This is a genomic window from Muricoccus radiodurans, assembly GCF_050154705.1.
GTDB classification, from domain to species: Bacteria; Pseudomonadota; Alphaproteobacteria; order Acetobacterales; family Acetobacteraceae; genus Roseomonas; species Roseomonas radiodurans.
The window spans coordinates 5,429,951-5,450,952 of sequence record NZ_CP189561.1 but is presented as its reverse complement, the minus strand read 5'-3'; the positions used below and the strand labels follow the sequence as shown (position 1 = coordinate 5,450,952).

Sequence of the window (21,002 nt, the reverse complement as noted above, 5' to 3'; positions counted from 1 at the left end):
TCGGTGCCAATGCGCTCCGGCCATGGCGCCGGCCGGTTCTCCCATGCCCGGCATCCCTGGGAACGGCCCTGACCCGGCAGGCTACCCCACAGCATGGCCGCCCGGCCCTCCAACCCACGGGCCCGCTTCCGCCGCCGTCGGGCGCGGGTTATGGCTGCGCCGCGATCGATCACAGACCAGAATCCGAAGGCCTCTCGTGACTGCCCCCCTCTCCTTCCAGAACATGATCCTGGCGCTGCACGCCTACTGGTCGCGCCAGGGCTGCGCGATCCTGCAGCCCTATGACATGGAGATGGGCGCGGGGACCTTTCATCCGGCGACCACGCTCCGCGCCCTGGGGCCGAAGCCCTGGAAGGCGGCCTATGTGCAGCCCTCCCGCCGCCCCTCGGACGGGCGCTACGGGGAGAACCCGAACCGGCTGGGCCACTACTACCAGTACCAGGTGATCCTGAAGCCCTCCCCGCCCGATCCGCAGACGCAGCTGATCGAGAGCTACCGGGCGATCGGCATCGACCCTCTGCTGCACGACATCCGCTTCGTGGAGGACGACTGGGAGAGCCCGACCCTCGGCGCCTGGGGCCTGGGGTGGGAGGTCTGGTGTGACGGGATGGAGGTGACGCAGTTCACCTATTTCCAGCAGGTCGGCGGCATCCCCTGCGCGGTCCCCTCCTGCGAGCTGACCTACGGGCTGGAGCGGCTGGCGATGTACATCCAGGGCGTGGAGCGCGTGTACGACCTGCGCTTCAACGACGCCGGCCTGAGCTACGGCGACGTCTTCCTGCGGGCGGAACGGGAATACTCCGCCTATTCCTTCGAGAAGGCCGATACGGCGCTGCTGTTCCGCCACTTCTCCGAGGCGGAGGCCGAGTGCAACGCCCTGGTCGAGGCCGACCTGCCGCTGCCCGCCTATGACCAGTGCATCAAGGCGAGCCACAGCTTCAACCTGCTGGATGCCCGGGGCGCGATCAGCGTGGCGGAGCGCGCCGCCTATATCGGCCGGGTCCGGGCGCTGGCGAAGCGCTGCTGTGAGGGATGGCTGGCGGGGGAGACCGCCTGATGCCCCAGCTCCTGCTCGAGCTCTTCTCCGAGGAAATCCCCGCCCGCATGCAGGCGAGGGCGGCGGAGGATCTGAAGACCCTGGTCCTGGAAGGTCTCGGTGCGCTGGTCGGAGAGGGCGGCAGCGCGCGGGCGCTCGCCGGGCCGCGCCGCCTGACGCTGGTGCTGGACGGGCTGCGCGCGGAGGTGCCTGCCGTCAGACATGAGGAGCGCGGCCCGCGTTCCTCCGCCCCCGAGGCCGCGCTGGCCGGCTTTCTGAAGAAGCACGGTGCCGCGCGCGACGAGGTGGCGGAGGAAGGCGGCTACTGGGTGCTCCGCCGCGAGCGCCCGGCCGTCCCGGCGGCCCAGGTGGTCGCCGACACGATTCCGCGCGTCCTGCGCCGCTTTCCCTGGCCGAAGTCGATGCGCTGGGGGACGAGCGACCTGATCTGGGTCCGGCCGTTGCAGCGCATCCTCTGCGTGCTGGACGGACAGGTGGTCCCCTTCAGCCTCGCGCAGGACGGCGACGCGGCGCATGGGCTGGCCTCCGCCGACCTGACCGAGGGGCACCGGATCATGGCGGGGACCGAGCCCTTCGCCGTGACGGGTTGGGACGACTACGCCGCCGGCCTGGCGGCCCGCCACGTCGTGCCGGACGCCGCGGAGCGCGAGCGGATCATCGAGAGCGGCATCGCCGCCCTCGCCGCCGCCGAGGGGCTGGAGGTGGTTCCCGACCGCGGCCTGCTCGCCGAGGTGGCGGGGCTGGTGGAGTGGCCGGTGCCGCTGCTCGGCCGCATCGACGAGTCCTTCATGGACCTGCCGCCCGAGCTGATGCGGACCACCATGCGGGTGAACCAGCGCTACTTCGCGCTGCGTCACCCGGACGGACGCGCCGCCGCGCGCTTCGCGCTGGTGGCCAACATCACGGCGAAGGATGGCGGCACGGCGATCGTGGCGGGCAATGAGCGCGTGCTGCGCGCCCGCCTGTCCGACGCGCGCTTCTTCTGGGACCTGGACCGGAAGGGCCGGCTGGAGGACTTCCTGCCGAAGCTGCGGGACGCCGTGTTCCACGCGAAGCTCGGCACGCAGCACGAGCGGGTGGAGCGGCTGGAGCGGCTGGCCCGCCACATCGCGCCGATGGTCGGCGCCGATCCCGATGTGGCCGCGCGCGCGGCGCATCTCGCGAAGGCGGATCTGGCGTCCGGCATGGTGGGCGAGTTCCCGGAACTGCAGGGCGTGATGGGGCGCTACTACGCCCTGCACGGCGGCGAGGACCCGCGCGTGGCGGAAGCGATCGGGGCGCATTACCGGCCACTGGGTCCGGGGGATGCGGTGCCGAACGAGCCCGTCGCGGTCGCGGTGGCGCTGGCGGACAAGCTGGACCAGCTCGCCGGCTTCTTCGCGGCGGATGAGCGCCCGACCGGCTCCGGCGATCCTTTCGGCCTGCGCCGCGCGGCGCTCGGCCTGATCCGGATTATCCGGGAGAACGGGTTGCGCGTGCCGCTGGCCGACGCCGTGGCGGAAGCCTTCTTCGGCTACCCCGCCGCGCAGGGCACGACCGCCCGGCCGGACTTCGGCATGGCCGTCGCGACGGAGCGGATGAACGCGGGCTGGAAGCCGCCCGCCGGCAGCGCCCATCCGCCAATGGTCGCCGCCTTTGCCGGGGGCGTGGTGGAGTTCCTGGCCGAGCGCCTGCGCGTGCAGATGCGCGCGGAGGGCCGCCGCCACGATCTCGTGGCCGCCGCCTTCGGCACCTCGGGCGATGACGACCTGAACCGCCTGCTGGCCCGCGCCGACGCGCTCCAGGCCTTCCTGGCCACGCCGGAAGGCGCGGACCTCCTCACCGCCTATCGCCGCGCGGCGAACATCCTGCGGATCGAGGAGAAGAAGGACGGCCGGAGCTTCGCCGCCGCGATCCGCCCGGACCGCCTGCAGGCGGCGGAGGAGAAGGCCCTGGCCGACGCGCTAGAGGTCGCCCGCCCCGCGGTGGGGGACGCTCTGGCGCGGGAGGATTTCTCGGGTGCCATGGCCGCGCTCGCCCCGCTGCGCGCGCCCGTGGACGCCTTCTTCGACCGGGTGACGGTCAACGACCCGGACAAGGACCTGCGCGAGAACCGCCTCGGCCTGCTCGCCTCCCTGCGGGCGGCCATGGACGGGGTCGCCGACTTCGCGCGCATCGAGACGTGAGGATGATGGACGCATGACGGACTGGGTCTACGGCTTCGGCGCCGGCCGCAATGACGGGCGCGCGGACATGCGCAACCTGCTCGGCGGCAAGGGCGCGAACCTCGCGGAGATGGCCTCGATCGGCCTTCCGGTACCGCCCGGCTTCACCATCACGACGGAGGTCTGCACCTACTTCACCGAGAAGGGCGGCGCCTATCCGCCCGACCTGAAGGACCAGGTGAACGCCGCCCTCGCCCGCGTGGAATCCGCGGTGGGCGTGAAGTTCGGGGATGCCACCAACCCCCTTCTCGTCTCCGTCCGCTCCGGCGCGCGCGTGTCGATGCCCGGCATGATGGACACGGTGCTGAACCTCGGCCTGAACGACGAGACGGTGCAGGGGCTGGCGAAGGCGTCCGGCGACGACCGCTTCGCCTGGGACAGCTACCGCCGCTTCATCCAGATGTACGGCTCCGTCGTGCTCGGCGTGGATCACCACCGGTTCGAAGAGATCATCGACGACGCGAAGATCACCGCCGGCGTCACCGAGGACACGCAGCTCACCGCGCAGCACTGGCAGCAGGTCGCGGACGAGTACAAGCGCATGGTCGCCGACGTGACGGGCGCTCCCTTCCCGCAGGACCCGCACGACCAGCTCTGGGGCGCGATCGGCGCGGTGTTCGGAAGCTGGATGAACCAGCGCGCCATCACCTATCGCCGCCTGCACGACATTCCCGCGGACTGGGGCACGGCGGTGAACGTGCAGGCGATGGTCTTCGGCAACATGGGCAACGACTGCGCGACCGGCGTCTGCTTCACGCGCGACCCTTCGACCGGCGAGAACATTTTCTACGGCGAGTACCTGATCAACGCGCAGGGCGAGGACGTGGTGGCGGGCATCCGCACGCCGCAGCCCATGTCCGAGGCGCGCGCCAAGCCCGGCGAGCGGAGCATGGAGGCGGCGATGCCCGCCGCCTATGCCGAGCTGGTCGCGGTGCGCGCGACGCTCGAGAAGCACTACGCGGACATGCAGGACATCGAGTTCACGGTCCAGAGCAACAAGCTCTACATGCTCCAGACCCGCAACGGGAAGCGCACCGCCGCCGCCTCCCTGAAGATCGCGGTGGACATGGCGAATGAGGGTCTGATCGACCGCACCGAGGCGGTGCGGCGTGTGAACCCCGGCTCGCTCGACCAGCTGCTGCACCCCACCCTCGACCCGAAGGCGCCGCGCAAGCTGCTCTCCCGCGGCTTGCCGGCCTCTCCGGGCGCGGCGTCAGGTGTGGTGGTCTTCTCGGCGGATGAGGCGGAGGCGCGCGCCCAGAAGGGCGAGGCGGTGATCCTCGTGCGCATCGAGACCTCGCCGGAGGACATTCACGGGATGCACGCGGCCCGCGGCATCCTGACGACGCGCGGCGGCATGACGAGCCACGCGGCGGTGGTGGCGCGCGGCATGGGCCGGCCCTGCGTGGCCGGCGCCGGCGGCATCGTGGTGGATTACGCCGCCCAGGCCCTGATGGCCGGCGGCGTCACCGTCCAGGCCGGCGAGACGATCACGCTGGACGGTGCCACCGGGGAGGTCTTCGCCGGCACGGTCGCGATGATCGAGCCGAAGCTGTCCGGCGACTTCGAGACGCTGATGGGCTGGGCCGACGCGGTGCGCCGCCTGAAGGTCCGCGCCAATGCCGAGACGCCGCTCGACGCCGACACCGCCCGCAAGTTCGGGGCGGAGGGCATCGGCCTGTGCCGCACGGAGCACATGTTCTTCGACCCGACCCGCATCGCCGCCGTGCGCCAGATGATCATGAGCGAGACGGAGGGCGGCCGCCGCGATGCTCTGGCGAAGCTGCTGCCCTATCAGCGCGCGGATTTCGTGGAGCTGTTCCGCATCATGGCGGGGCTGCCCGTGACCATCCGCCTGCTCGACCCGCCGCTGCACGAGTTCCTGCCCCACAAGGAGGAGGAGCTGGCCGAGGTGGCGGAAAGCCTCGGGGCCGATCTGGCCACGATGAAGCGCCGCGCGGCGGACCTGGCCGAGGCGAACCCGATGCTCGGGCATCGCGGCTGCCGCCTGGCCATGACCTATCCCGAGATCGCGGAGATGCAGGCCCGCGCCATCTTCGAGGCGGCGAGCGCCGTCGCGAAGGAGACCGGCGCCGCGCCGGTGCCGGAGATCATGATCCCGCTGGTCGCGACGAAGAAGGAGCTGGAGATCAGCCACGCCCAGATCGACAAGGTCGCGGCCGAGGTCTTCGCCGAGGCCGGGACGACGATCGAATATCTGGTCGGCACGATGATCGAGCTGCCGCGGGCCGCGCTGATCGCGGACAGGATCGCGGAATCGGCCGACTTCTTCTCCTTCGGCACGAACGACCTGACGCAGACGACCTTCGGTCTGTCGCGCGACGACGCCGGCAAGTTCCTTCCCTTCTATGTGGAGAAGGGGATCCTGCCGAAGGACCCCTTCGTCTCCATCGACGTGGACGGGGTGGGCGCGCTGGTGAAGATCGCCTCCGAGAAGGGGCGCGGCGTCAAGAACGGCCTGAAGCTCGGCATCTGCGGCGAGCATGGCGGCGACCCCGCCTCGATCCAGTTCTGCGAGAGCGTGGGGCTCGACTACGTCTCCTGCTCCCCCTACCGCGTGCCGGTGGCCCGGCTGGCGGCAGCGCAGGCGGCGCTCAGCGGCGGCGGCGACCGCACGGCCTGAGCGCACGTGCCGGCGCGCGGCGGCCCCGGCCGCCGCGCGCCCGGGTCCCCCACGGCCGGCCCGGCAGGGATCAGCCGAAGCTGATACCGGTATCGCGGATGAGGTCGCGCAGCAGCGCCCTCTCCCGCTCCAGGCGTTGGCCCAGCGCGGCGGAATCGGCCGGCAAGGTGATAGTGCCCACGGCGGCCAGGCGCCGCTGCACCTCCGGGTCCGTGGTGGCGTGGTCCACCGCCGCCTCCAGCCGCCGGCGGATCGGCTCCGGCGTGCCGGTGCGGCAGAACATGGCGTTCCAGCTCGTCAGGTCGAAGCCGGGGAAGCCCATCTCCGCGATGGTGGGCACGCCCTCGATCCCCCCGCGCCGCTCGCCCGAGGTGAGGGCGATGGCCCGCGCCCGCCCGGATTCCAGCGCCGGCGCCAGCGAGTTCCCGCCGAGATAGCCGGAGGGCAGGTTCCCGGCCGCGAGGTCCCGCGCCACCTCGGCGCCGCCGCGATAGGGGACATGCTCCATCTTCAGGCCGCTGCGATAGGAGAGCAGGGCGCCGGCCAGATGCCCGGTGTTCCCCACGCCCGGAGTGCCATAGGGGATCCCGTCCTGCGACAGCCGCGCCGTGTCGAGATAGGCGGCAAAGTCCCGGATACCGCTGCGCGCGCTGACGGCCAGGATATAGGGCAGTTCCGCCACCATCGCGACCGGGACGAACGCCGTCTCGTAGTCGAAGGGCAGGTTGCGCGCGACGAACTGGGCGATGAGGAAGGAGGCGGCGTCGAAGAGCACCGTGTGGCCGTCCGCGGGGTTGGCGGCGACCACGCCGGCCGCCAGGGCGCCGCCGGCCCCGGTGCGGTTCTCGATCACCAGATTCTGGCCGAGGAATTCCTGCATCCGCGGCTGGATCAGCCGCACCATCGTGTCGGAGTTGCCGCCGGCCGCGAAGGGCACCAGGACGCGGATCGGGCGGTTCGGGAAGGTGTCCTGGGCCAGGATGGCGGGCGCATGCAGCGCGGTGGCCGATCCGGCGGCGAGGCGCGCGATTCCGCGGCGGGTGACGATCATGGAAGCTCCTCCGGCGCGGCCGGCGACTTGGCGGCGCCGGCCCTTGCCCCGATGTTGCGCCCGCCCGCCCGCCGGGTCGAGGAGAAGCGATGCCCGGGATCCTCCTGCGCCCGATGGAGATGGCTGACCTGCCCGCGGTGTGCGCGCTGCACGATCTGGCCTTCGCTTCATCGAGCTATGATCCGGCCCAGGCCGCGGCGCACGCGTCCCTGGTAGCCGCTCCCGACTACGCCGACGACCTGCGTTCCAGCGACCTGTGGCTGGCCGTGCGGGACGGCAGGGTGCTGGGCAGCGCGGGCTGGCTCTCCCAGCCGGACGGAGCCGCGCGCATTCGCAAGGTCTTCGTCCACCCGGACGCGGCGCGACAGGGTCTGGCCACCCGCCTTGTCCAGGCGGCCGAGCGGCGCGCGAGCGCCAAGGGTCACGCGCGCTTCGTCCTGCGGGCCTATCGCGACGCGGTGCCGCTCTATGAGCGCCTGGGCTACGCGGCGGATCGAGCGGGAGAGATGCCGCTCCCCGGCGGGGTGGCACTACCGGTGCTGTTCATGAGGAAGGACAGAGCGGGGCATTGAACCCTCCCGTGCCTCCCGCGTCCCTCGTCGGGCTTCGGCGGACCGGATGATCATCCGTCGCGCGGCAGCCTGAGAAAAATAGATGGGGGGTCCGGGGGGAATACCTTCCCCCCGGCCTTGCCTCTCACGTCGCGTAATCCGGCTCCTCCCGGTCCAGCACCCGACGCCAAGCGTCCAGATGCAGGCGGGCGTCGATCTTCTCGCCCCAGGCGCCCTGCCAGCGGCGACGCAGGCGGTCCGGCAGGGTGTGCATCGGCTGGCCAGTGGACATGGCGGTCATCTGGTACATGGCCGTCCGCTCGGCGATGAAGCACTCGTCGAAGGCGTCGTGCACAGTCGGGCCGACCACCGTCACGCCGTGACCGCGCATCACCATCACGGACTTGTCGCCCATCAGCCGGGCGATGCGGTCGCCCTCCTCGTTGTGGTGCACGGGCTCGTCGCCCTCGTGGTCATAGACCACGCGGTCGTTCAGCAGCAGGTTGTTGTGGTGGGACAGGTGCAGTTCCGCGTCCCGCAGCAGCGAGAGGGCGGTCAGCCAGCGCGGGTGGACATGGACCACGCAGGTCGCGTTCGGGTTCTGCACGTGGATACGGGCATGGATGTGAAAGGCCACCTTCCGCAGTTCGCCCTTGCCCTGGAGCACGCGTCCTTCAAGGTCGCAGACGATCAGGTCGCTCGCCTTCAGCTCCTGGAAGAGGTAGCCGCGCGGGTTGATCAGGAAGCGCGGCGCTCCGTCCCCCGGTAGCATCAGCGAGTTGTGATTGCCGATCTGCTCGTTCCACCGCTCCCGCGCGGCCACGCGGAAGACCGCGGCCATGTCGCAGCGCAGCGCCCACTCCCGCGCCTCGTTCTCGGTGTTGCTGAGCGCCTCGATCACGGCGGCCATGGCTGTCCCCTTGCCGGTTCGGGTCGGCAGCGTGACACGAAGGGGCGGGCCGGGGCTACAGGTCCCGTGCGATGACCGCCACCGGGTCTCCCGCCTTCACCCGCCCGGCGAAGCGGACACACCACAGAAGTCCGGTCGCGGCATAGGTCAGGGGGATCGGATCGGCGCCCGGGTCCTCGGTCCGGTGCAGACGGCCGGCTGGGGCGCCGGCCGTGACGTCGGTGCCCAACGGGTCCGCCGCCTCCCAGATGCCATCCACCGGGGCGAAGACGTAATGACCCATGTCGGGCACGGTCATGCGGCGGGACGGGCCATAGGGTCCGACCTCCGGCGCGCCCTCCAGCACGCCGGCGTGGCGCAGCACGTTCCGGGCGCCGCGCTTCGTGATCGCCAGGTTCTCCGGGTGCAGCCGGCCACCGCCGCCGAGTTCCGAGGAAAGCGCCACGATCCCCCGCCGCTCCGCCGAGGCGAGCAGCGTCGGGCCGGCATTCACCTCTCGCAGAACGAGGGTGATGGGCGCCCCGAAGGCGTCCGCCATGGCGAGCGTCCGCGTCATCATGTCCGGATCATCCAGCGCGTGCCCGACCGCGGAGGGCAGGATGTCCATGCCTGTGCCGCCGGAATGCAGGTCCATCTGCATGTCGCAGAGCGGCAGCAGCGCGCTGTCCACGTAATGCGCCAGGACCTGCGCGAAGCTGCCGAAGGGATCGCCGGGGAAGCAGCGGTTGAAGTCGCGCCCGTCGATGGGGGAGAGCCGCTTGCCCGCGGCGCAGGCCGGGTAGTGCATGGCGGGCAGCAGGATCACGCGGCCCCGCACCTCCTCCGGCCGAAGGCTGCGAGCGAGATCCAGCAGCGCCACCTGGCCCTCGTACTCGTCCCCGTGGTTGCCGGCGGTCAGCAGGACGGTAGGACCGCTGCCGTTCGCCAACACCACGATCGGGACCAGCTGCGTGCCCCAGCCGCTGTCATCGCGGGAGAGCGGCACGCGCAGCCGCCCGACCTGCTTGCCCGACCCGCCCAGGTCCAGCTCCGCCACCACCGGGCTTCCGGCCATCGACATCCCCCAGAACAGGCACGGGCGCGGCGATCCCGTCCGATTTGCCGCAACACCGCGTTGCTGCGCGGCGCGATCGAAGGCTAGCATCCTCGTGAGCGGCCGGGAGAGGGTGGGACGATGCTGACGCGACGGGAACTCGGGTTCGGGGTCGGGGCGGCGGTGACGGCCGGCCTCGCGCGGCCGGCGCTGGCGCAGCGGCCGCCGGTGGAGCTCGTCATGGCCCAGCAGGCGCAGCCGCCGACGCTGGACGCCCAGGTCACCACCGCCCAGGCCGCGCGCAACATCACCCTGCACTTCGCGGAGACGCTCTTCGCGCGCGACGAGGCCGGAAATCCGAAGCCCGACCTGGCCGAGGGCGTAGACATCTCCGCCGACGGGCTGACCTACCGCTTCGCGCTGCGCGAGGCGCGGTTCCACAATGGCAAACAGATGACCTCCGCCGACGTGAAGGCGAGCCTTCTGCGCTACGGCCGGGTCGGCGGCTCCGCCTTCATCATGCAGCCGGTGGAGGCGATCGACACGCCGGACGCGCGCACCGTGGTGGTGCGGATGAAGCAGCCCTCCCCCGGCTTCATCGCCGGCATCTCCTCCCCCCGCGCGCCCTGCGCCATCCTGCCGGAGGAGGAGGCGGGCAAGGAGGCGAACCGCGCCGATCCCATCGGCACCGGCCCCTACCGCTTTGTGGAGTACCGGCCGGACAGCCATGTCCGCCTCGCGAAGTTCGGCGACTATGTGCAGAACCGCGCCTATCAGGGGATGGACGGCTTCGCCGGCCGCAAGATGGCCAACGTCGACAGCCTGCTGATCCGCTTCGTGCCGGAGGGCGGCGCGCGCACCGCCGGGTTGCAGGCCGGCGAGATGCACATCCTGGAAGCCATCGCCGTGCCCGCCGCCCAGCGCCTGCGGAACGACCGCAGCCTGACCATGCACGAGATGATGCCCTGGTCCTTCCAGACGCTGATGCTGAACCACGTGGCGCCACCGATGGACAACCCGGTCTTCCGGCGCGCGCTGCAGGCGGCCCTCGACCTGGAGGAGATCATGGCGATCTCCACGGACGGCCTCTACCGCATGACCCATGGGTGGCAGCATCCGGGCACGGAGTACTTCGCCGGAGACGTGGGCAAGGAGCTTTACAACCTCTCCAACAAGGACCGCGCCCGCGCCCTGCTGCGGGAGGCGAACTACCGGAACGAGGAGATCATCCTTCTCGGCGACAGCAGCTTCAAGAACCACAACGACACCATCGTGACGGCGGCGGAGCAGCTCCGCTCCGTCGGCATCAACGTGCGCGTGGTCATCACCGACTGGCCCACCGCCTTCAGCCAGCGCACCCAGCGGACGGGCTGGCACATGTGGGCGCTGATGCTGGGCATCGAGCCCTACGAGGGCCCCTATGGCGTGGTCGGCTTCTTCTCCGGCCAGGCGCCCGTGCAGCACGCGCGGGACCCCGTGATCGAGGAGTGCCAGGCGAAGCTCAACAACTCCCTGGCCGAGGCGGACCGCAAGCAGGCGGTCGTGGACTTCCAGCGCCGCATGTACGAGCAGGCCATCGCCATCAAGTGTGGCGACGTCGGCATCGTGCAGGCCACGCGGGCGCAGGTGCGGGACTACAAGCCCTATCGCATTCCCCGGATGTGGGGGGTCACGCTGGGCTAGTGCTCCGCTATGCCGCGGGGCGGCTCGTCTCCGCCCTGCCGGTCCTGCTCATCGTCTCGCTGCTCTCCTTCGCGATCGTCTGGATCGTGCCGGGGGACGTCGCGGCGGAGATGGCCGGCCCCACCGCCACCGCCGAGGAACTGGCCCGGCTGCGGGACCGGCTGGGGCTGAACAAGCCCTTCCTGGAGCAGCTCTTCGGCTGGTACGGCGCGCTGGCCACCGGCGACCTCGGGCAGAGCATCCTGCTGCGCCAGGGCGTCGGCGCCGCGATCGTGGAGCGGCTGCCCGTTACCCTCTCCCTCACCTTCCTTGCCCTTGGCATCGCGCTGGTGGTGGGCACGGGGCTGGGCATCCTGGCCGCCGTGCGCGCAGGTCGGGCGGCAGATCGGGCCGCGATGGGCACGGCGCTGATCGGCTTCTCCCTGCCGGATTTCTGGCTGGGGCTGGTGCTGGTCTACGTCTTCGCGGTGCAGCTCGCCTGGCTGCCGACGGGCGGCTTCGTTCCCTTCCACCAGGACCCGATCGGCTGGGCACGCAGCATGACGCTGCCGGCGGCGACCCTCGCCCTGTCGCAGATCGGCCTCTTCGCCCGCATGACGCGCGCCGCCATGCTGGAGGTGCTGCGCCAGGACTACGTCCGCACCGCCCGGGCCAAGGGGATGCCGGGCTGGATCGTGGTGGGGAAGCACGCCTTCCGCAACGCGCTGATCCCTGTCGTCACGGTGGCCGGCATCTCAATGGGCGTGCTGCTCGGCGGCGCGGTGGTGATCGAGCAGGTCTTCTCCCTGCCCGGCGTCGGCCGGCTGATCGTCGGCGCCATCCAGCGGCGTGACTATCCGGTGATCCAGGGCGGGCTGCTGCTGACGGCGACGATCTTCGTCCTGGTGAATCTCGCCGTGGACCTGCTCTACGCGTGGCTCGATCCGCGCATCCGCCATGGCCGGCGCTGAAGGGAACCGCGGATGAGCGCCAGTGCCGGGGAACCCGGAACGGTCGTGCCGACGCGCCGCTGGTCGCTGCGACGGACGCGGCGGCCCGGGGACGCGCAGGGCACGCTGTCCCGCCTTCTCGCCCATCCCTCCATGCGGGCCGGCTTGCTGCTGTTCACCCTCGTCGTGCTCGCCGCGGTGCTCGCCACCTGGATCGCACCGCACGATCCGCTACGGAACAACTTCCGCGCCCGCTTCACCGCGCCGAATGACACCTATTGGCTCGGCACGGACCGCTTCGGCCGCGACATCCTCAGCCGCACCCTCTACGGCGCACGCGTCTCGCTCCGCATTGGCCTGTCCGTCGCCCTTTCCACGGCCCTGATCGGCGGGGCCATCGGCGCGCTGGCCGGCTTCGCGCGGCGCCTGGACGGGCCGCTGATGCGGGTGATGGACGCGCTGATGGCGTTCCCGGCCGTGCTCCTCGCCATCGCGCTCGCCGCGGCCCTCGGCCCGTCGGAGCTGAACGTCGTTCTGGCACTGACCATCGCCTACGCCCCCCGCACCGCGCGCGTGATGCGCGCGGGCGTCATGGTGGTCCGGGAATTCCCCTTCGTGGAGGGCGCGCAGGCCATCGGCGCCTCCGCGACGCGTGTCCTGCTGCGGCACGTGATCCCGAACGCGCTCGCGCCCCTGGTGGTGCAGCAGACCTATGTCTTCGCCCTCGCGATCCTGGCGGAGGCGGTGCTCTCCTTCCTCGGCGTCGGGCCGCCGCCGCCGACGCCCACCCTCGGCGGCATCGTGTCGGAGGGTCGCGACTACATCCAGGAGGCGCCCTGGATCTCCATCGTTCCGGGCATCGCCATCGCGCTGACAGTGCTCGGCCTGAACCTGATGGGCGACGGGCTGCGGGACGCGCTCGATCCCCGGCTGCGGCAGGCGGTGCGATGACGCTGCTCTCGGTGGAAAGCCTCTCCGTCTCCTTCGGTCCGCTGACAGTCCTGGACGACGTCTCCTTCACCATCGCCCCCGGCGAGGTGCTCGGCGTGGTGGGGGAAAGCGGCAGCGGCAAGTCCATGACCGCGCTGGCCGTCATGGGCCTTCTGCCGCCGGGTGGCCGGATCGCCCGCGGGCGCGCGGTGCTGGAGGGCACGGAGGTCACCGCCCTGCCGGAGCGCGAGTTGCAGCGCCTGCGCGGCGCCCGCATGGCGATGATCTTCCAGGAGCCGATGTCGAGCCTGAACCCCGTCCTGACCATCGGGGAACAGGTGGCGGAGGTGCTGCGCCGCCATCGCGGCCTGGATCGCCGCACCGCGCACAACGAAGCGGTGTCGCTTCTTCGCCTTGTCGAGATCCCCGGCGCCGAGCGGCGGGTGGACGATTATCCGCATCAGCTCTCCGGCGGGCAGCGGCAGCGCGCGATGATTGCCATCGCCCTCGCCTGCCGCCCGCGCCTGCTGATCGCGGACGAGCCGACCACCGCACTCGACGCTACGGTGCAGGCCGGCATCCTCGATCTGCTGCGCGGGCTGCGGCAGGAACTCGGGATGGCCGTGCTGCTCATCACCCACGATCTCGGCGTCGTCGCGGACTTCGCCGACCGCGTGGTGGTGATGTATGCGGGCCGCGTGGCGGAGACCGGCCGTGCTGCGGACCTCTTCGCCCGGCCGGCCCATCCCTACACCGCCGCCCTGCTGGCCGCGATCCCGCGGCTGGAAGGCCCCGTGTCGGACCTCCCCGCCATTCCCGGCACCGTCCCCTCCCCCTGGTCCATGCCGCCGGGTTGCCGCTTTGCCCCCCGCTGCCCGGAAGCCCGCCCGGGCTGCACCGCCGCGCCGCCACCGCTCTATCCCGTGGCGGCCGACCGCGCCGCGGCCTGTATCCTCCACGCGGGCGCCATCGCGTGAGCACGTCTCCCTTGATCGAGGCGCAAGGCATCGCCCGCTCCTTCGGCCCCGTGCGCGCGGTGGACGGCGTGGACCTGTCGATCCGCGCCGGCGGCACCATGGGCCTCGTCGGCGAGTCCGGCTGCGGCAAGTCCACCCTGGCCCGTCTACTGATCCGGTTGATCGAACCGGATTCCGGCACCCTTCTCTTCCGCGGGGAGGACCTGCGCGCCGCGTCCGCCACGCGGCTACGCGCCCTGCGGCGCGACATGGGCATCGTCTTCCAGGACCCCTATGGCAGCCTGAATCCGCGCATGAGCGTGGGCGAGCTGCTGGCGGAGCCGCTGGTGGTGCACGGCCTCGGCGACCGACGCGCTCGGGCGGCGCGCATCGCGGAGCTGCTCGGCCTCGTCGGGCTGCTGCCGGAGCACACGGCGCGTTACCCGCATGAATTCTCGGGCGGCCAGCGCCAGCGCATCGCCATCGCGCGCGCCCTGGCCTGCGGCCCGGCCTTCCTCGTCTGCGACGAGCCGACGAGCGCGCTCGACGTCTCCGTCCAGGCGCAGGTGCTAAACCTGCTGCGTGACCTGCAGGACCGGCTCGGGCTGGCGATGCTCTTCGTCAGCCACAACCTCGCGGCCGTGCGGAACATGGCGCCCGACGTGGCCGTGATGTACCTGGGACGCGTGGTGGAGCGCGCGCCGCGCCAGGCGATCTTCGGCGCCCCGCAGCATCCCTACACCCAGGCCCTGCTCTCCGCCGTCGCGAAGCCCGGCGCGCCATCCCGCCGCCGGATCGTGCTGCGCGGCGACGTGCCCAGCCCCGCCGATCCTCCAAGCGGCTGTCGCTTCCGCACCCGCTGCCCCCGCGCGCGGCCCCGATGCGCCGCGGAGGAACCCGCGCTGCAGGAGGGCGTGCCCGGCCACGCCGTCGCCTGCCACTTCCCCGGCCCGCTGACGGCCGCGGAGATCGGCGCGCCCGTTGCGGCCTAAGGGTCCTGCGCCGAGACGCTGCATGACGAAGGGCCGGGATCGCGTGCCGCGCTGATCCTGAGGCAGACGTGTTTTTGAACGCGAGTTCATCGCCGCGGCAATTCCACCCCGCATCCCGCCGCACTACCGTTCGGCGTGGGAGGATCTTGCATGCAGCGGATCACGCGTCGCACGGCGATGCTCGCACTCGGCCTCATTCCCACCGCGCGGGCCCAGGCGCCGGCCTGGCCCAACCGCCCGATCCGCCTCGTCGTACCCTTCGCACCCGGCGGCACCACCGACATCATGGCCCGCCTCGTCGCGGAGCGCCTCGGCCCACGGCTCGGCCAGACGATCGTGGCGGAGAACCGGTCCGGCGCCGGCGCCACCATCGGCGCGGATCTCGTCGCGAAGGCGGCGCCCGACGGCTACACGCTGCTCATGTCCAACAGCGGCTCGCACGGCGTCTCGCCTAGCCTCTACCCGAACCTCCCCTATGACCCGATGCGGGACTTCACCCACATCGCGCTCGTCGTCACCTCGCCGAGCGTGCTGGTGGTCAACGCCAACCACCCCGCCCGCACGCTGCGCGACTTCATCGCCCTGGCGCGGGAGAAGCGGGAGTTGGAATTCGCCGTCTCCGGCCTCGGCAGTTCCTCGCATCTGACGGGCGTCCGGCTTGGCCTCGCCCTCGGCGTGCCGGTGAACGCCATCCCCTATCGCGGTGCGGCGCCGGCCATGACCGACACCATCGCCGGCGTCGTGCCGTCCATGTTCGACAGCCTGCCCTCGGCCGCCCCGCACATCCTGGCCGGGTCCGTCCGCGCCCTCGCGGTGTCCTCCGCCGAGCGCAGCCGCCGCTTCCCGGACCTGCCCACGCTGAAGGAGTCCGGCGTGGACGTGGTGAGCAACGCCTGGTTCGGCCTCTCCGCCCCTGCCGGCCTGCCCGATCCGATCCTGCGCCGCTACGAGACCGAGATCCGCGCAGCCCTTCAGGAACCCGCCCTCATCGACCGCTTCGAGGAACTCTCGGGCGCCCGCCCGCCGGAGAGCACGCCGGAGAGCTACACCGCCTTCATCGCGCGCGAGATCGCGGAGTGGGCACCGATCGTGCGGGCGGCGGGAATCCGGCCGTAGAGAAAGGCCGGGGGAGGGTATTCCCCCGGACCCCCATCTATTCTTGTCAGGCTGACGCGGAACGGATGAGCCTCTGTTGCGCAACAGTCTGTCAGTTGATGCGCCCGAGAATGCCGCGCCCGATGATGTGGGCCTGCACCTCTGCGGCCCCCTCGAAGATCGAGAGGATGCGCGCGTCGCAGAGCACGCGGCTGATCGGGTACTCCATGGCGTAGCCATTACCGCCATGGATCTGCAGCGCGGAGTCCGCATTCGCCCAGGCCACGCGGGCGGCCAGCAGCTTCGCCATCCCCGCCTCGATGTCGCAGCGCTGGCCGGAATCCTTCTGCCGAGCGGCGAAATAGGTGAGCTGGCGCGCCATCATCGTCTCCGCCGCCATCATCGCCAGCTTCGCGTGCACCCGCGGGAAGGCGACGATGGCGCGCCCGAAGGCGTTGCGGTCCCGCGCATAGGCGAGGCCCAACTCCATCGCGTTCTGTGCCACGCCCAGCGCACGCGCGGCCGTCTGGATGCGCGCACTCTCGAAGGTCTCCATCAGCTGCTTGAAGCCCTGCCCCTCCGCCCCGCCGAGCAGGGCGGAGACCGGCACCTCGAAGCCGTCGAAGCCGATCTCATACTCCTTCATCCCCCGGTACCCGAGGACGTGGATCTCCGTTCCCGTCATGCCCGGCGCCGGGAAGGGATCGCCCTCCGTCCCGCGCGGCTTCTCCGCCAGCAGCATCGACAATCCGCGATAGCCCGGCGCGTCCGGATCGGTCCGCACCAGCAGCGTCATCAGGTCGGACCGTGAGCCGTGGGTGATCCAGGTCTTGGCCCCGTGGATGCGATACACGTCACCGTCCCGCACCGCGCGGGTGCGCACGGCGCCGAGGTCGGAACCCGTGCCGGGCTCGGTGAACACAGCCGTCGGCAGGATCGCGCCGGACGCGATGGCCGACAGGTACTTCTCCCGCTGCTCCGGGGTGCCGTTCGCGCGGATCAGCTCCGCCGCGATCTCGGACCGCGTGCCGAGCGAGCCGACGCCGAGGTAGCCCGCGCTCAGCGCCTCCGAGACGAGGCACATCGCCACCTTGCCAAGGCCGAGGCCGCCATGCTCCTCCGGCACGGTCAGGCCGAAGACGCCCATCTCGGCCATCTCCTGCAACAGCTCGATCGGGATGAGCTTGTCCTCGCCGTGGATCTCCTGTGCCAGCGGCGTCACCTTGGCGGCGGTGAAGCGCAGGAACTCCTCGCGGATCGCGACCATCGCCGGGTCGTCCAGGCCGACGGCGCCGAAACGGCCGGCCAGCATCTCGTCCGCCAGGGCCAGACGCGCGGCCGCCAGCGCGGCGGGATCGGACAGGGCGGCCAGCGCGGGCGTGGCGCGGAAGGCGGCCACCGCCTCCTCCACCACGCCGAGGTCCGCCGGCCGCACCACCTCCGACTGGCTCATCGGGATGCCGCCTGCGAGCTGCACGAGGTACTCCGCGAAGCCGAGATGCAGGATTGCTCGCTCCGCCGCGGCGAGCGCGCCCTCCCCCTCCAGCGTCGTCGCCCAGCGCAGGGTCTGGCGCAGCGCCTCGACATAGGTCGCCTGCCAGGCGAAGCCGTGGACGGCGAACTGGTGCGCATCCAGCAGCGCCGGCTCTGCCTTGCCATTGGGCGCGACCAGCGCGGCGACGGCCCGCCGCCCCGCATCCAGCAGCCGCTCCGCGGCTGAGAGGCCCGCCCCGCAGAGCGGCAACAGGTCCGGAAGCCCGCGCATGTCAGCGTCCAGCGGCATCGGCCACCACTCCCTCGTCATGCAACCGCCCGATGGCCTCGGCGGAGAGACCCAGCACCTCCGCCAGCACCGCGTCGGTCTGCGCGCCCAGCTTCGGTGCGGGCCGGGGCACCGGGCGATCCGCGCCGATGGCCAGCGGGCTGCCCGGCATCAGCACGCGCCCGACGCCGGGCTGCTCCACCTCGGCGAACATGGGATTCGCGGTCGAGCAGCGCGGGTCCTCCCGCACGAGTTGCCCGAAATCCTGGTACGGTCCCCAGAGGATGCCGGACCCGGTGAAGGCCGCCGTCACCTCCGGCAGCGTCCGCGCCGCGAACCAGGGGGCGAGCACGGCGGCGATGGCGTGGCGCGCGGTGAAGCGGCCGCCCTCGTCGTCCATGTCCACGTCGAGCATCGGCCCGATCATCGCCAGCTTCTCGGCCAGCCCCGTCGCCTTGCCGATGGCGCGCCACTGCCGGTTGGAGATGGCGACGAGCATGACCCGCCGCCCGTCCTTCGTCTCGAAGTCGCGGCCGAAGGCGCCGTAGAGCTCGTTCCCCATCGGCGGCCGCACCGTGCCGTTCACCTGCACGTCCGCGACGTAGCCGAGGTTCGCCGCCGTCGCGATCGCGACATCGGACAGGGCGAGGCCGATCTCCTCCCCGCGTCCCGTGCGCGCCCGCACCCGCTCGGCGGCCAGCAGCCCGGTCGCGAGGTACAGGCCGGCCGCCACGTCCCAGGCCGGCAGCACATGGTTCACCGGCGCCCCGCCCGGTCCCGTGGCCATGGGGAAACCCGCCGCGCAGTTCACCGTGTAATCCACCGCCCCCGCGCCGTCGGACGATCCGGTCAGCCGCAGGCTGATCAGGTCCGCCCGCCGCGCCGCCAGCTGCGCGTGCCCCATCCAGCCCGAGGCCGGCAGGTTGGTGAGCAGGATCCCAGCCCCGTCCCCGGGCGTGCCGGCGGTGATGATCGCGGCCGCGATCTCCTGCCCCTCCGGCCGCCGCAGGTCGAGCGCGACGGAGCGCTTCCCCTTGTTCAGCCCGGTCCAGTAGAGGCTGTCGCCCTCCGGCGAGAGCGGCCAGCGGCGGTAGTCGATGTTGCCGCCGATCGGGTCGATCCGGATCACGTCGGCGCCCAGCTGCGCCAGCGTCATCCCGCCCAGCGGCGCCGCGATGAAGGCGGTCACCTCCACCACCCGGAGATCGGTCAGCGGGCCGGTCATGCGTGGCGCTCCGCGCGCGCGATCAGCGCGTCCGCCATGACCACGCCCTGCCCCTCCAGCAGCACGATCAGCGGGTTGATCTCCGCCTCCGACACCTCGCGATAGGCGACGAGGCGTGACACCGCGGCTACCGCGGACGCCAGGGCCGAGAGGTCGCCGCGCGGGAGGTTGCGATAGCCGCGGATCGCGGCAAAGGCGCGCACCTCCTCGATCATCTCCCGCGCCTCGGCCTCGCTGACCGGCGCGACGCGCAGGACCACGTCGCGCGTGATCTCCGCCAGTACGCCGCCGGCGCCGAGCGCCACCATCGGCCCCACCACCGGATCGCGCCGGTAGCCCAGGATAGCCTCAGACAGGCCCTTGGCCATGGGCTGGGCGATGAAGCCAGTGATCTGGCCTCCGAGCCGCACCCGCATGTCCGTCGCCGCCGCGCGAAGCGCCGCCGCATCCGCCACGTTCAGCGCCACCGCGCCGCTCTCGGTCTTGTGGGCGATCTCCGCGGAGACCGCCTTCAGCGCGACGGGATAGGTCAGCGGTGGCGGATCATCCGGGTCCACAGCCATCGCTGAATTCGGCACGCCGAGTGCCGCGAAGACGGCCCGTGCGCCGGGCTCGTCCAACGCAGCCTCGATCAGCGCTGCCAGGGCCGGATCATGCGGCGCATCCGGCACCGCGCGCGGCGCGCGCCAGTCGAGATAGGCCCGCACCGCGTCCGCGCAGGCCTCCGGCGTGCGGAAGGCGGCGATCCCTGCCTCCGCCATCAGCCGCAGCGACACGTCCGCCTGCGGCACGAGGAAGGCGCAGACCGGCAGCGCGCCGGTCGAGGTGGTCACGCCCGCCACGGCCTCATGCGGCTGGAACTGCGCGGAGGAGCCGACCACCGCGATGGCGAGGTCCGCGTCGGGAGCAGACCGCGCCTCCGCGATTGCGGCGCCCATGCTCGCCCGGCTGGCACCGGCGAGGGTCACGTCCTTCATGTGCGCGGCGATGCCAGCCAGGCCCAGCCGATCCACCACCATGGCGCCGCCGCCGCCCGTGGTGGTGACCACCTCCACGGCGCGCTTCGGCGCCTCGGGCGGCCGACGTCCTAGCAGCAGGGGCGGCAGTTCCAGCAGCGTCTCCAGCATGTCCACGCGGATGATGCCGGCGGCCCGTAAGAAGGCGTCCACCGCCGCATCCGCCCCGGCCAGCGCGCCGGTGTGGGTAGCCGCCAGCTGCGCCCCCATCTCGGAGCGGCCGAGCTTGTAGGCGATCACCGGCTTGCCCGCCGCGTGTGCCCGGCGCGCGGCCTCCTCCAGCCGCTCCGGATCGCGGATCGTCTCCAGGAAGAGCAGGATGGCGTCCGTCTCCGGATCGTCCACCAGCGCCGCGGCGAGTTCGCCGGCGGTCAGGTCCGCCTCGTTCCCCGTGCCGATCAGCTTCGCGAAACCGAGGCCGCGCGCCTCCGCGCGGGACACCAGCGTGCCCATCACGCTGCCGGACTGGGACACGAGCGACCAGCGGCCCGGGAGCAGCTTCTCCGCCGCCAGCGCCGCGTTCACGCTGCACGCCGTGCGCGAGGGGACGTTGATCACGCCCATGGAATTGGGGCCGAGCAGCCGTAGTCCCCCCGCCCGCGCGGCCGCGACAACGCGATCCTGCAAGGCGCGCCCCGCCGGCCCCGCCTCGGCGAAGCCGTCCGCCAGGATGCAGGCGGACCGTGCGCCGGCCGCAGCGCACGCCTCGACGGAGGACTCCACATGCTGAGTGCCGACGAGGATGTAGGCGAGGTCCACCGGACCGCCCGGCACCGCCTCCAACGACGGAAAGGCCGGCTCGCCCAGCACCGTGTCGGCCCGCGGATTCACGGGGAAGAGGTCCCCGTCGAAGCCGTGGCGGCGCAGGTAGATCTGCGCCCGCGCCGTCAGCCGCTTCGCGTCGGAGGAGGCACCGATCAGCGCGATCCGGCGCGGGTTGAGAAGGGCCTCGGACCAGCTCACG

The 21,002-nt window shown here is 71.9% G+C and carries 16 protein-coding genes; 10 read left to right on the top strand and 6 right to left on the bottom strand.

All coding sequences use genetic code 11. The annotated features are described in order from the left end of the window. Positions 1 to 223: 223 nt before the first annotated feature. From ACP6CK_RS25360 to ppdK, 3 genes are read left to right on the top strand one after another with little or no spacing between them, the layout of a single operon-like run. Positions 224 to 1,057, top strand: coding sequence for a glycine--tRNA ligase subunit alpha (locus tag ACP6CK_RS25360; RefSeq protein WP_426959976.1), 834 nt, complete (start codon positions 224 to 226; stop codon positions 1,055 to 1,057). After that, the gene (glyS, locus tag ACP6CK_RS25355; protein ID WP_426956110.1) at positions 1,057 to 3,222 is read left to right on the top strand and encodes a glycine--tRNA ligase subunit beta; all 2,166 of its coding nucleotides are present in this window, start codon (positions 1,057 to 1,059) and stop codon (positions 3,220 to 3,222) included. Before ACP6CK_RS25360 ends, glyS begins: the two co-directional genes overlap by 1 nt. A 13-nt stretch (positions 3,223 to 3,235) precedes the next feature. Continuing rightward, complete coding sequence (gene ppdK / locus ACP6CK_RS25350; protein WP_426956109.1) at positions 3,236 to 5,905, top strand: pyruvate, phosphate dikinase; 2,670 nt, start codon at positions 3,236 to 3,238, stop codon at positions 5,903 to 5,905. Between the two features lie 70 nt (positions 5,906 to 5,975). Here ppdK and ACP6CK_RS25345 read toward each other — a convergent pair whose 3' ends face one another. Then, positions 5,976 to 6,956 (bottom strand): Bug family tripartite tricarboxylate transporter substrate binding protein, encoded by a 981-nt coding sequence (locus ACP6CK_RS25345; RefSeq protein WP_426956108.1) that lies wholly within the window; start codon positions 6,954 to 6,956, stop codon positions 5,976 to 5,978. Positions 6,957 to 7,045: 89 nt separating this feature from the next. Here ACP6CK_RS25345 and ACP6CK_RS25340 point away from each other — a divergent pair, with 89 nt between their 5' ends. After that, positions 7,046 to 7,528: a GNAT family N-acetyltransferase gene (locus tag ACP6CK_RS25340; protein WP_426956107.1), complete on the top strand. Its 483-nt coding sequence runs from the start codon at positions 7,046 to 7,048 to the stop codon at positions 7,526 to 7,528. Between the two features lie 124 nt (positions 7,529 to 7,652). Here the strand turns inward: ACP6CK_RS25340 and ACP6CK_RS25335 are convergent, their stop codons facing one another. Together ACP6CK_RS25335 and ACP6CK_RS25330 are read right to left on the bottom strand one after the other, a co-directional pair. Next, positions 7,653 to 8,417: a class II aldolase/adducin family protein gene (locus ACP6CK_RS25335; protein WP_426956106.1), complete on the bottom strand. Its 765-nt coding sequence runs from the start codon at positions 8,415 to 8,417 to the stop codon at positions 7,653 to 7,655. 55 nt (positions 8,418 to 8,472) lie between these two features. Then, positions 8,473 to 9,471 carry a succinylglutamate desuccinylase/aspartoacylase family protein gene (locus ACP6CK_RS25330; protein WP_426956105.1) on the bottom strand — a complete coding sequence of 333 codons (999 nt, stop codon included), beginning with the start codon at positions 9,469 to 9,471 and terminating at the stop codon, positions 8,473 to 8,475. 120 nt (positions 9,472 to 9,591) lie between these two features. Here ACP6CK_RS25330 and ACP6CK_RS25325 point away from each other — a divergent pair, with 120 nt between their 5' ends. The 6 genes from ACP6CK_RS25325 to ACP6CK_RS25300 all read left to right on the top strand — a co-directional run bounded on the left by ACP6CK_RS25325 (position 9,592) and on the right by ACP6CK_RS25300 (position 16,056). Continuing rightward, a complete protein-coding gene (locus ACP6CK_RS25325; RefSeq protein ID WP_426956104.1) occupies positions 9,592 to 11,133 on the top strand; it encodes an ABC transporter substrate-binding protein in 1,542 nt (513 codons plus the stop codon). Beyond that, positions 11,133 to 12,083, top strand: coding sequence for an ABC transporter permease (locus tag ACP6CK_RS25320; RefSeq protein ID WP_426956103.1), 951 nt, complete (start codon positions 11,133 to 11,135; stop codon positions 12,081 to 12,083). The genes ACP6CK_RS25325 and ACP6CK_RS25320 overlap by 1 nt, the downstream gene beginning before the upstream one ends. Before the next feature lie 12 nt (positions 12,084 to 12,095). Then, on the top strand, positions 12,096 to 13,013 hold the full coding sequence (locus ACP6CK_RS25315) for an ABC transporter permease (RefSeq protein WP_426956102.1): 918 nt from the start codon (positions 12,096 to 12,098) through the stop codon (positions 13,011 to 13,013). Beyond that, positions 13,010 to 13,969, top strand: a complete 960-nt coding sequence (locus ACP6CK_RS25310) for an ABC transporter ATP-binding protein (protein ID WP_426956101.1) — start codon at positions 13,010 to 13,012, stop codon at positions 13,967 to 13,969. Before ACP6CK_RS25315 ends, ACP6CK_RS25310 begins: the two co-directional genes overlap by 4 nt. Beyond that, positions 13,966 to 14,940 carry an ABC transporter ATP-binding protein gene (locus ACP6CK_RS25305; protein ID WP_426956100.1) on the top strand — a complete coding sequence of 325 codons (975 nt, stop codon included), beginning with the start codon at positions 13,966 to 13,968 and terminating at the stop codon, positions 14,938 to 14,940. Before ACP6CK_RS25310 ends, ACP6CK_RS25305 begins: the two co-directional genes overlap by 4 nt. A 150-nt stretch (positions 14,941 to 15,090) precedes the next feature. Continuing rightward, positions 15,091 to 16,056 carry a Bug family tripartite tricarboxylate transporter substrate binding protein gene (locus ACP6CK_RS25300; RefSeq protein WP_426956099.1) on the top strand — a complete coding sequence of 322 codons (966 nt, stop codon included), beginning with the start codon at positions 15,091 to 15,093 and terminating at the stop codon, positions 16,054 to 16,056. 91 nt (positions 16,057 to 16,147) lie between these two features. Here ACP6CK_RS25300 and ACP6CK_RS25295 read toward each other — a convergent pair whose 3' ends face one another. From ACP6CK_RS25295 to ACP6CK_RS25285, 3 genes are read right to left on the bottom strand one after another with little or no spacing between them, the layout of a single operon-like run. Beyond that, positions 16,148 to 17,818: an acyl-CoA dehydrogenase family protein gene (locus tag ACP6CK_RS25295; protein WP_426956098.1), complete on the bottom strand. Its 1,671-nt coding sequence runs from the start codon at positions 17,816 to 17,818 to the stop codon at positions 16,148 to 16,150. Beyond that, the gene (locus ACP6CK_RS25290; protein ID WP_426956097.1) at positions 17,802 to 19,022 is read right to left on the bottom strand and encodes a CoA transferase; all 1,221 of its coding nucleotides are present in this window, start codon (positions 19,020 to 19,022) and stop codon (positions 17,802 to 17,804) included. The genes ACP6CK_RS25295 and ACP6CK_RS25290 overlap by 17 nt, the downstream gene beginning before the upstream one ends. Beyond that, the gene (locus tag ACP6CK_RS25285) at positions 19,019 to 21,001 is read right to left on the bottom strand and encodes an acetate--CoA ligase family protein (RefSeq protein WP_426956096.1); all 1,983 of its coding nucleotides are present in this window, start codon (positions 20,999 to 21,001) and stop codon (positions 19,019 to 19,021) included. Before ACP6CK_RS25285 ends, ACP6CK_RS25290 begins: the two co-directional genes overlap by 4 nt. Position 21,002: the final 1 nt, after the last annotated feature.

Bases quoted from the DNA above. Each gene is read 5' to 3' on its own strand.
- ACP6CK_RS25360 (WP_426959976.1), top strand. From the start codon at position 224: ATGATCCTGGCGCTGCACGCCTACTGGTCGCGCCAGGGCTGCGCGATC.
- glyS (WP_426956110.1), top strand. From the start codon at position 1,057: ATGCCCCAGCTCCTGCTCGAGCTCTTCTCCGAGGAAATCCCCGCCCGC.
- ppdK (WP_426956109.1), top strand. From the start codon at position 3,236: ATGACGGACTGGGTCTACGGCTTCGGCGCCGGCCGCAATGACGGGCGC.
- ACP6CK_RS25345 (WP_426956108.1), bottom strand. From the start codon at position 6,956: ATGATCGTCACCCGCCGCGGAATCGCGCGCCTCGCCGCCGGATCGGCC.
- ACP6CK_RS25340 (WP_426956107.1), top strand. From the start codon at position 7,046: ATGCCCGGGATCCTCCTGCGCCCGATGGAGATGGCTGACCTGCCCGCG.
- ACP6CK_RS25335 (WP_426956106.1), bottom strand. From the start codon at position 8,417: ATGGCCGCCGTGATCGAGGCGCTCAGCAACACCGAGAACGAGGCGCGG.
- ACP6CK_RS25330 (WP_426956105.1), bottom strand. From the start codon at position 9,471: ATGGCCGGAAGCCCGGTGGTGGCGGAGCTGGACCTGGGCGGGTCGGGC.
- ACP6CK_RS25325 (WP_426956104.1), top strand. From the start codon at position 9,592: ATGCTGACGCGACGGGAACTCGGGTTCGGGGTCGGGGCGGCGGTGACG.
- ACP6CK_RS25315 (WP_426956102.1), top strand. From the start codon at position 12,096: ATGAGCGCCAGTGCCGGGGAACCCGGAACGGTCGTGCCGACGCGCCGC.
- ACP6CK_RS25310 (WP_426956101.1), top strand. From the start codon at position 13,010: ATGACGCTGCTCTCGGTGGAAAGCCTCTCCGTCTCCTTCGGTCCGCTG.
- ACP6CK_RS25300 (WP_426956099.1), top strand. From the start codon at position 15,091: ATGCAGCGGATCACGCGTCGCACGGCGATGCTCGCACTCGGCCTCATT.
- ACP6CK_RS25295 (WP_426956098.1), bottom strand. From the start codon at position 17,818: ATGCCGCTGGACGCTGACATGCGCGGGCTTCCGGACCTGTTGCCGCTC.
- ACP6CK_RS25290 (WP_426956097.1), bottom strand. From the start codon at position 19,022: ATGACCGGCCCGCTGACCGATCTCCGGGTGGTGGAGGTGACCGCCTTC.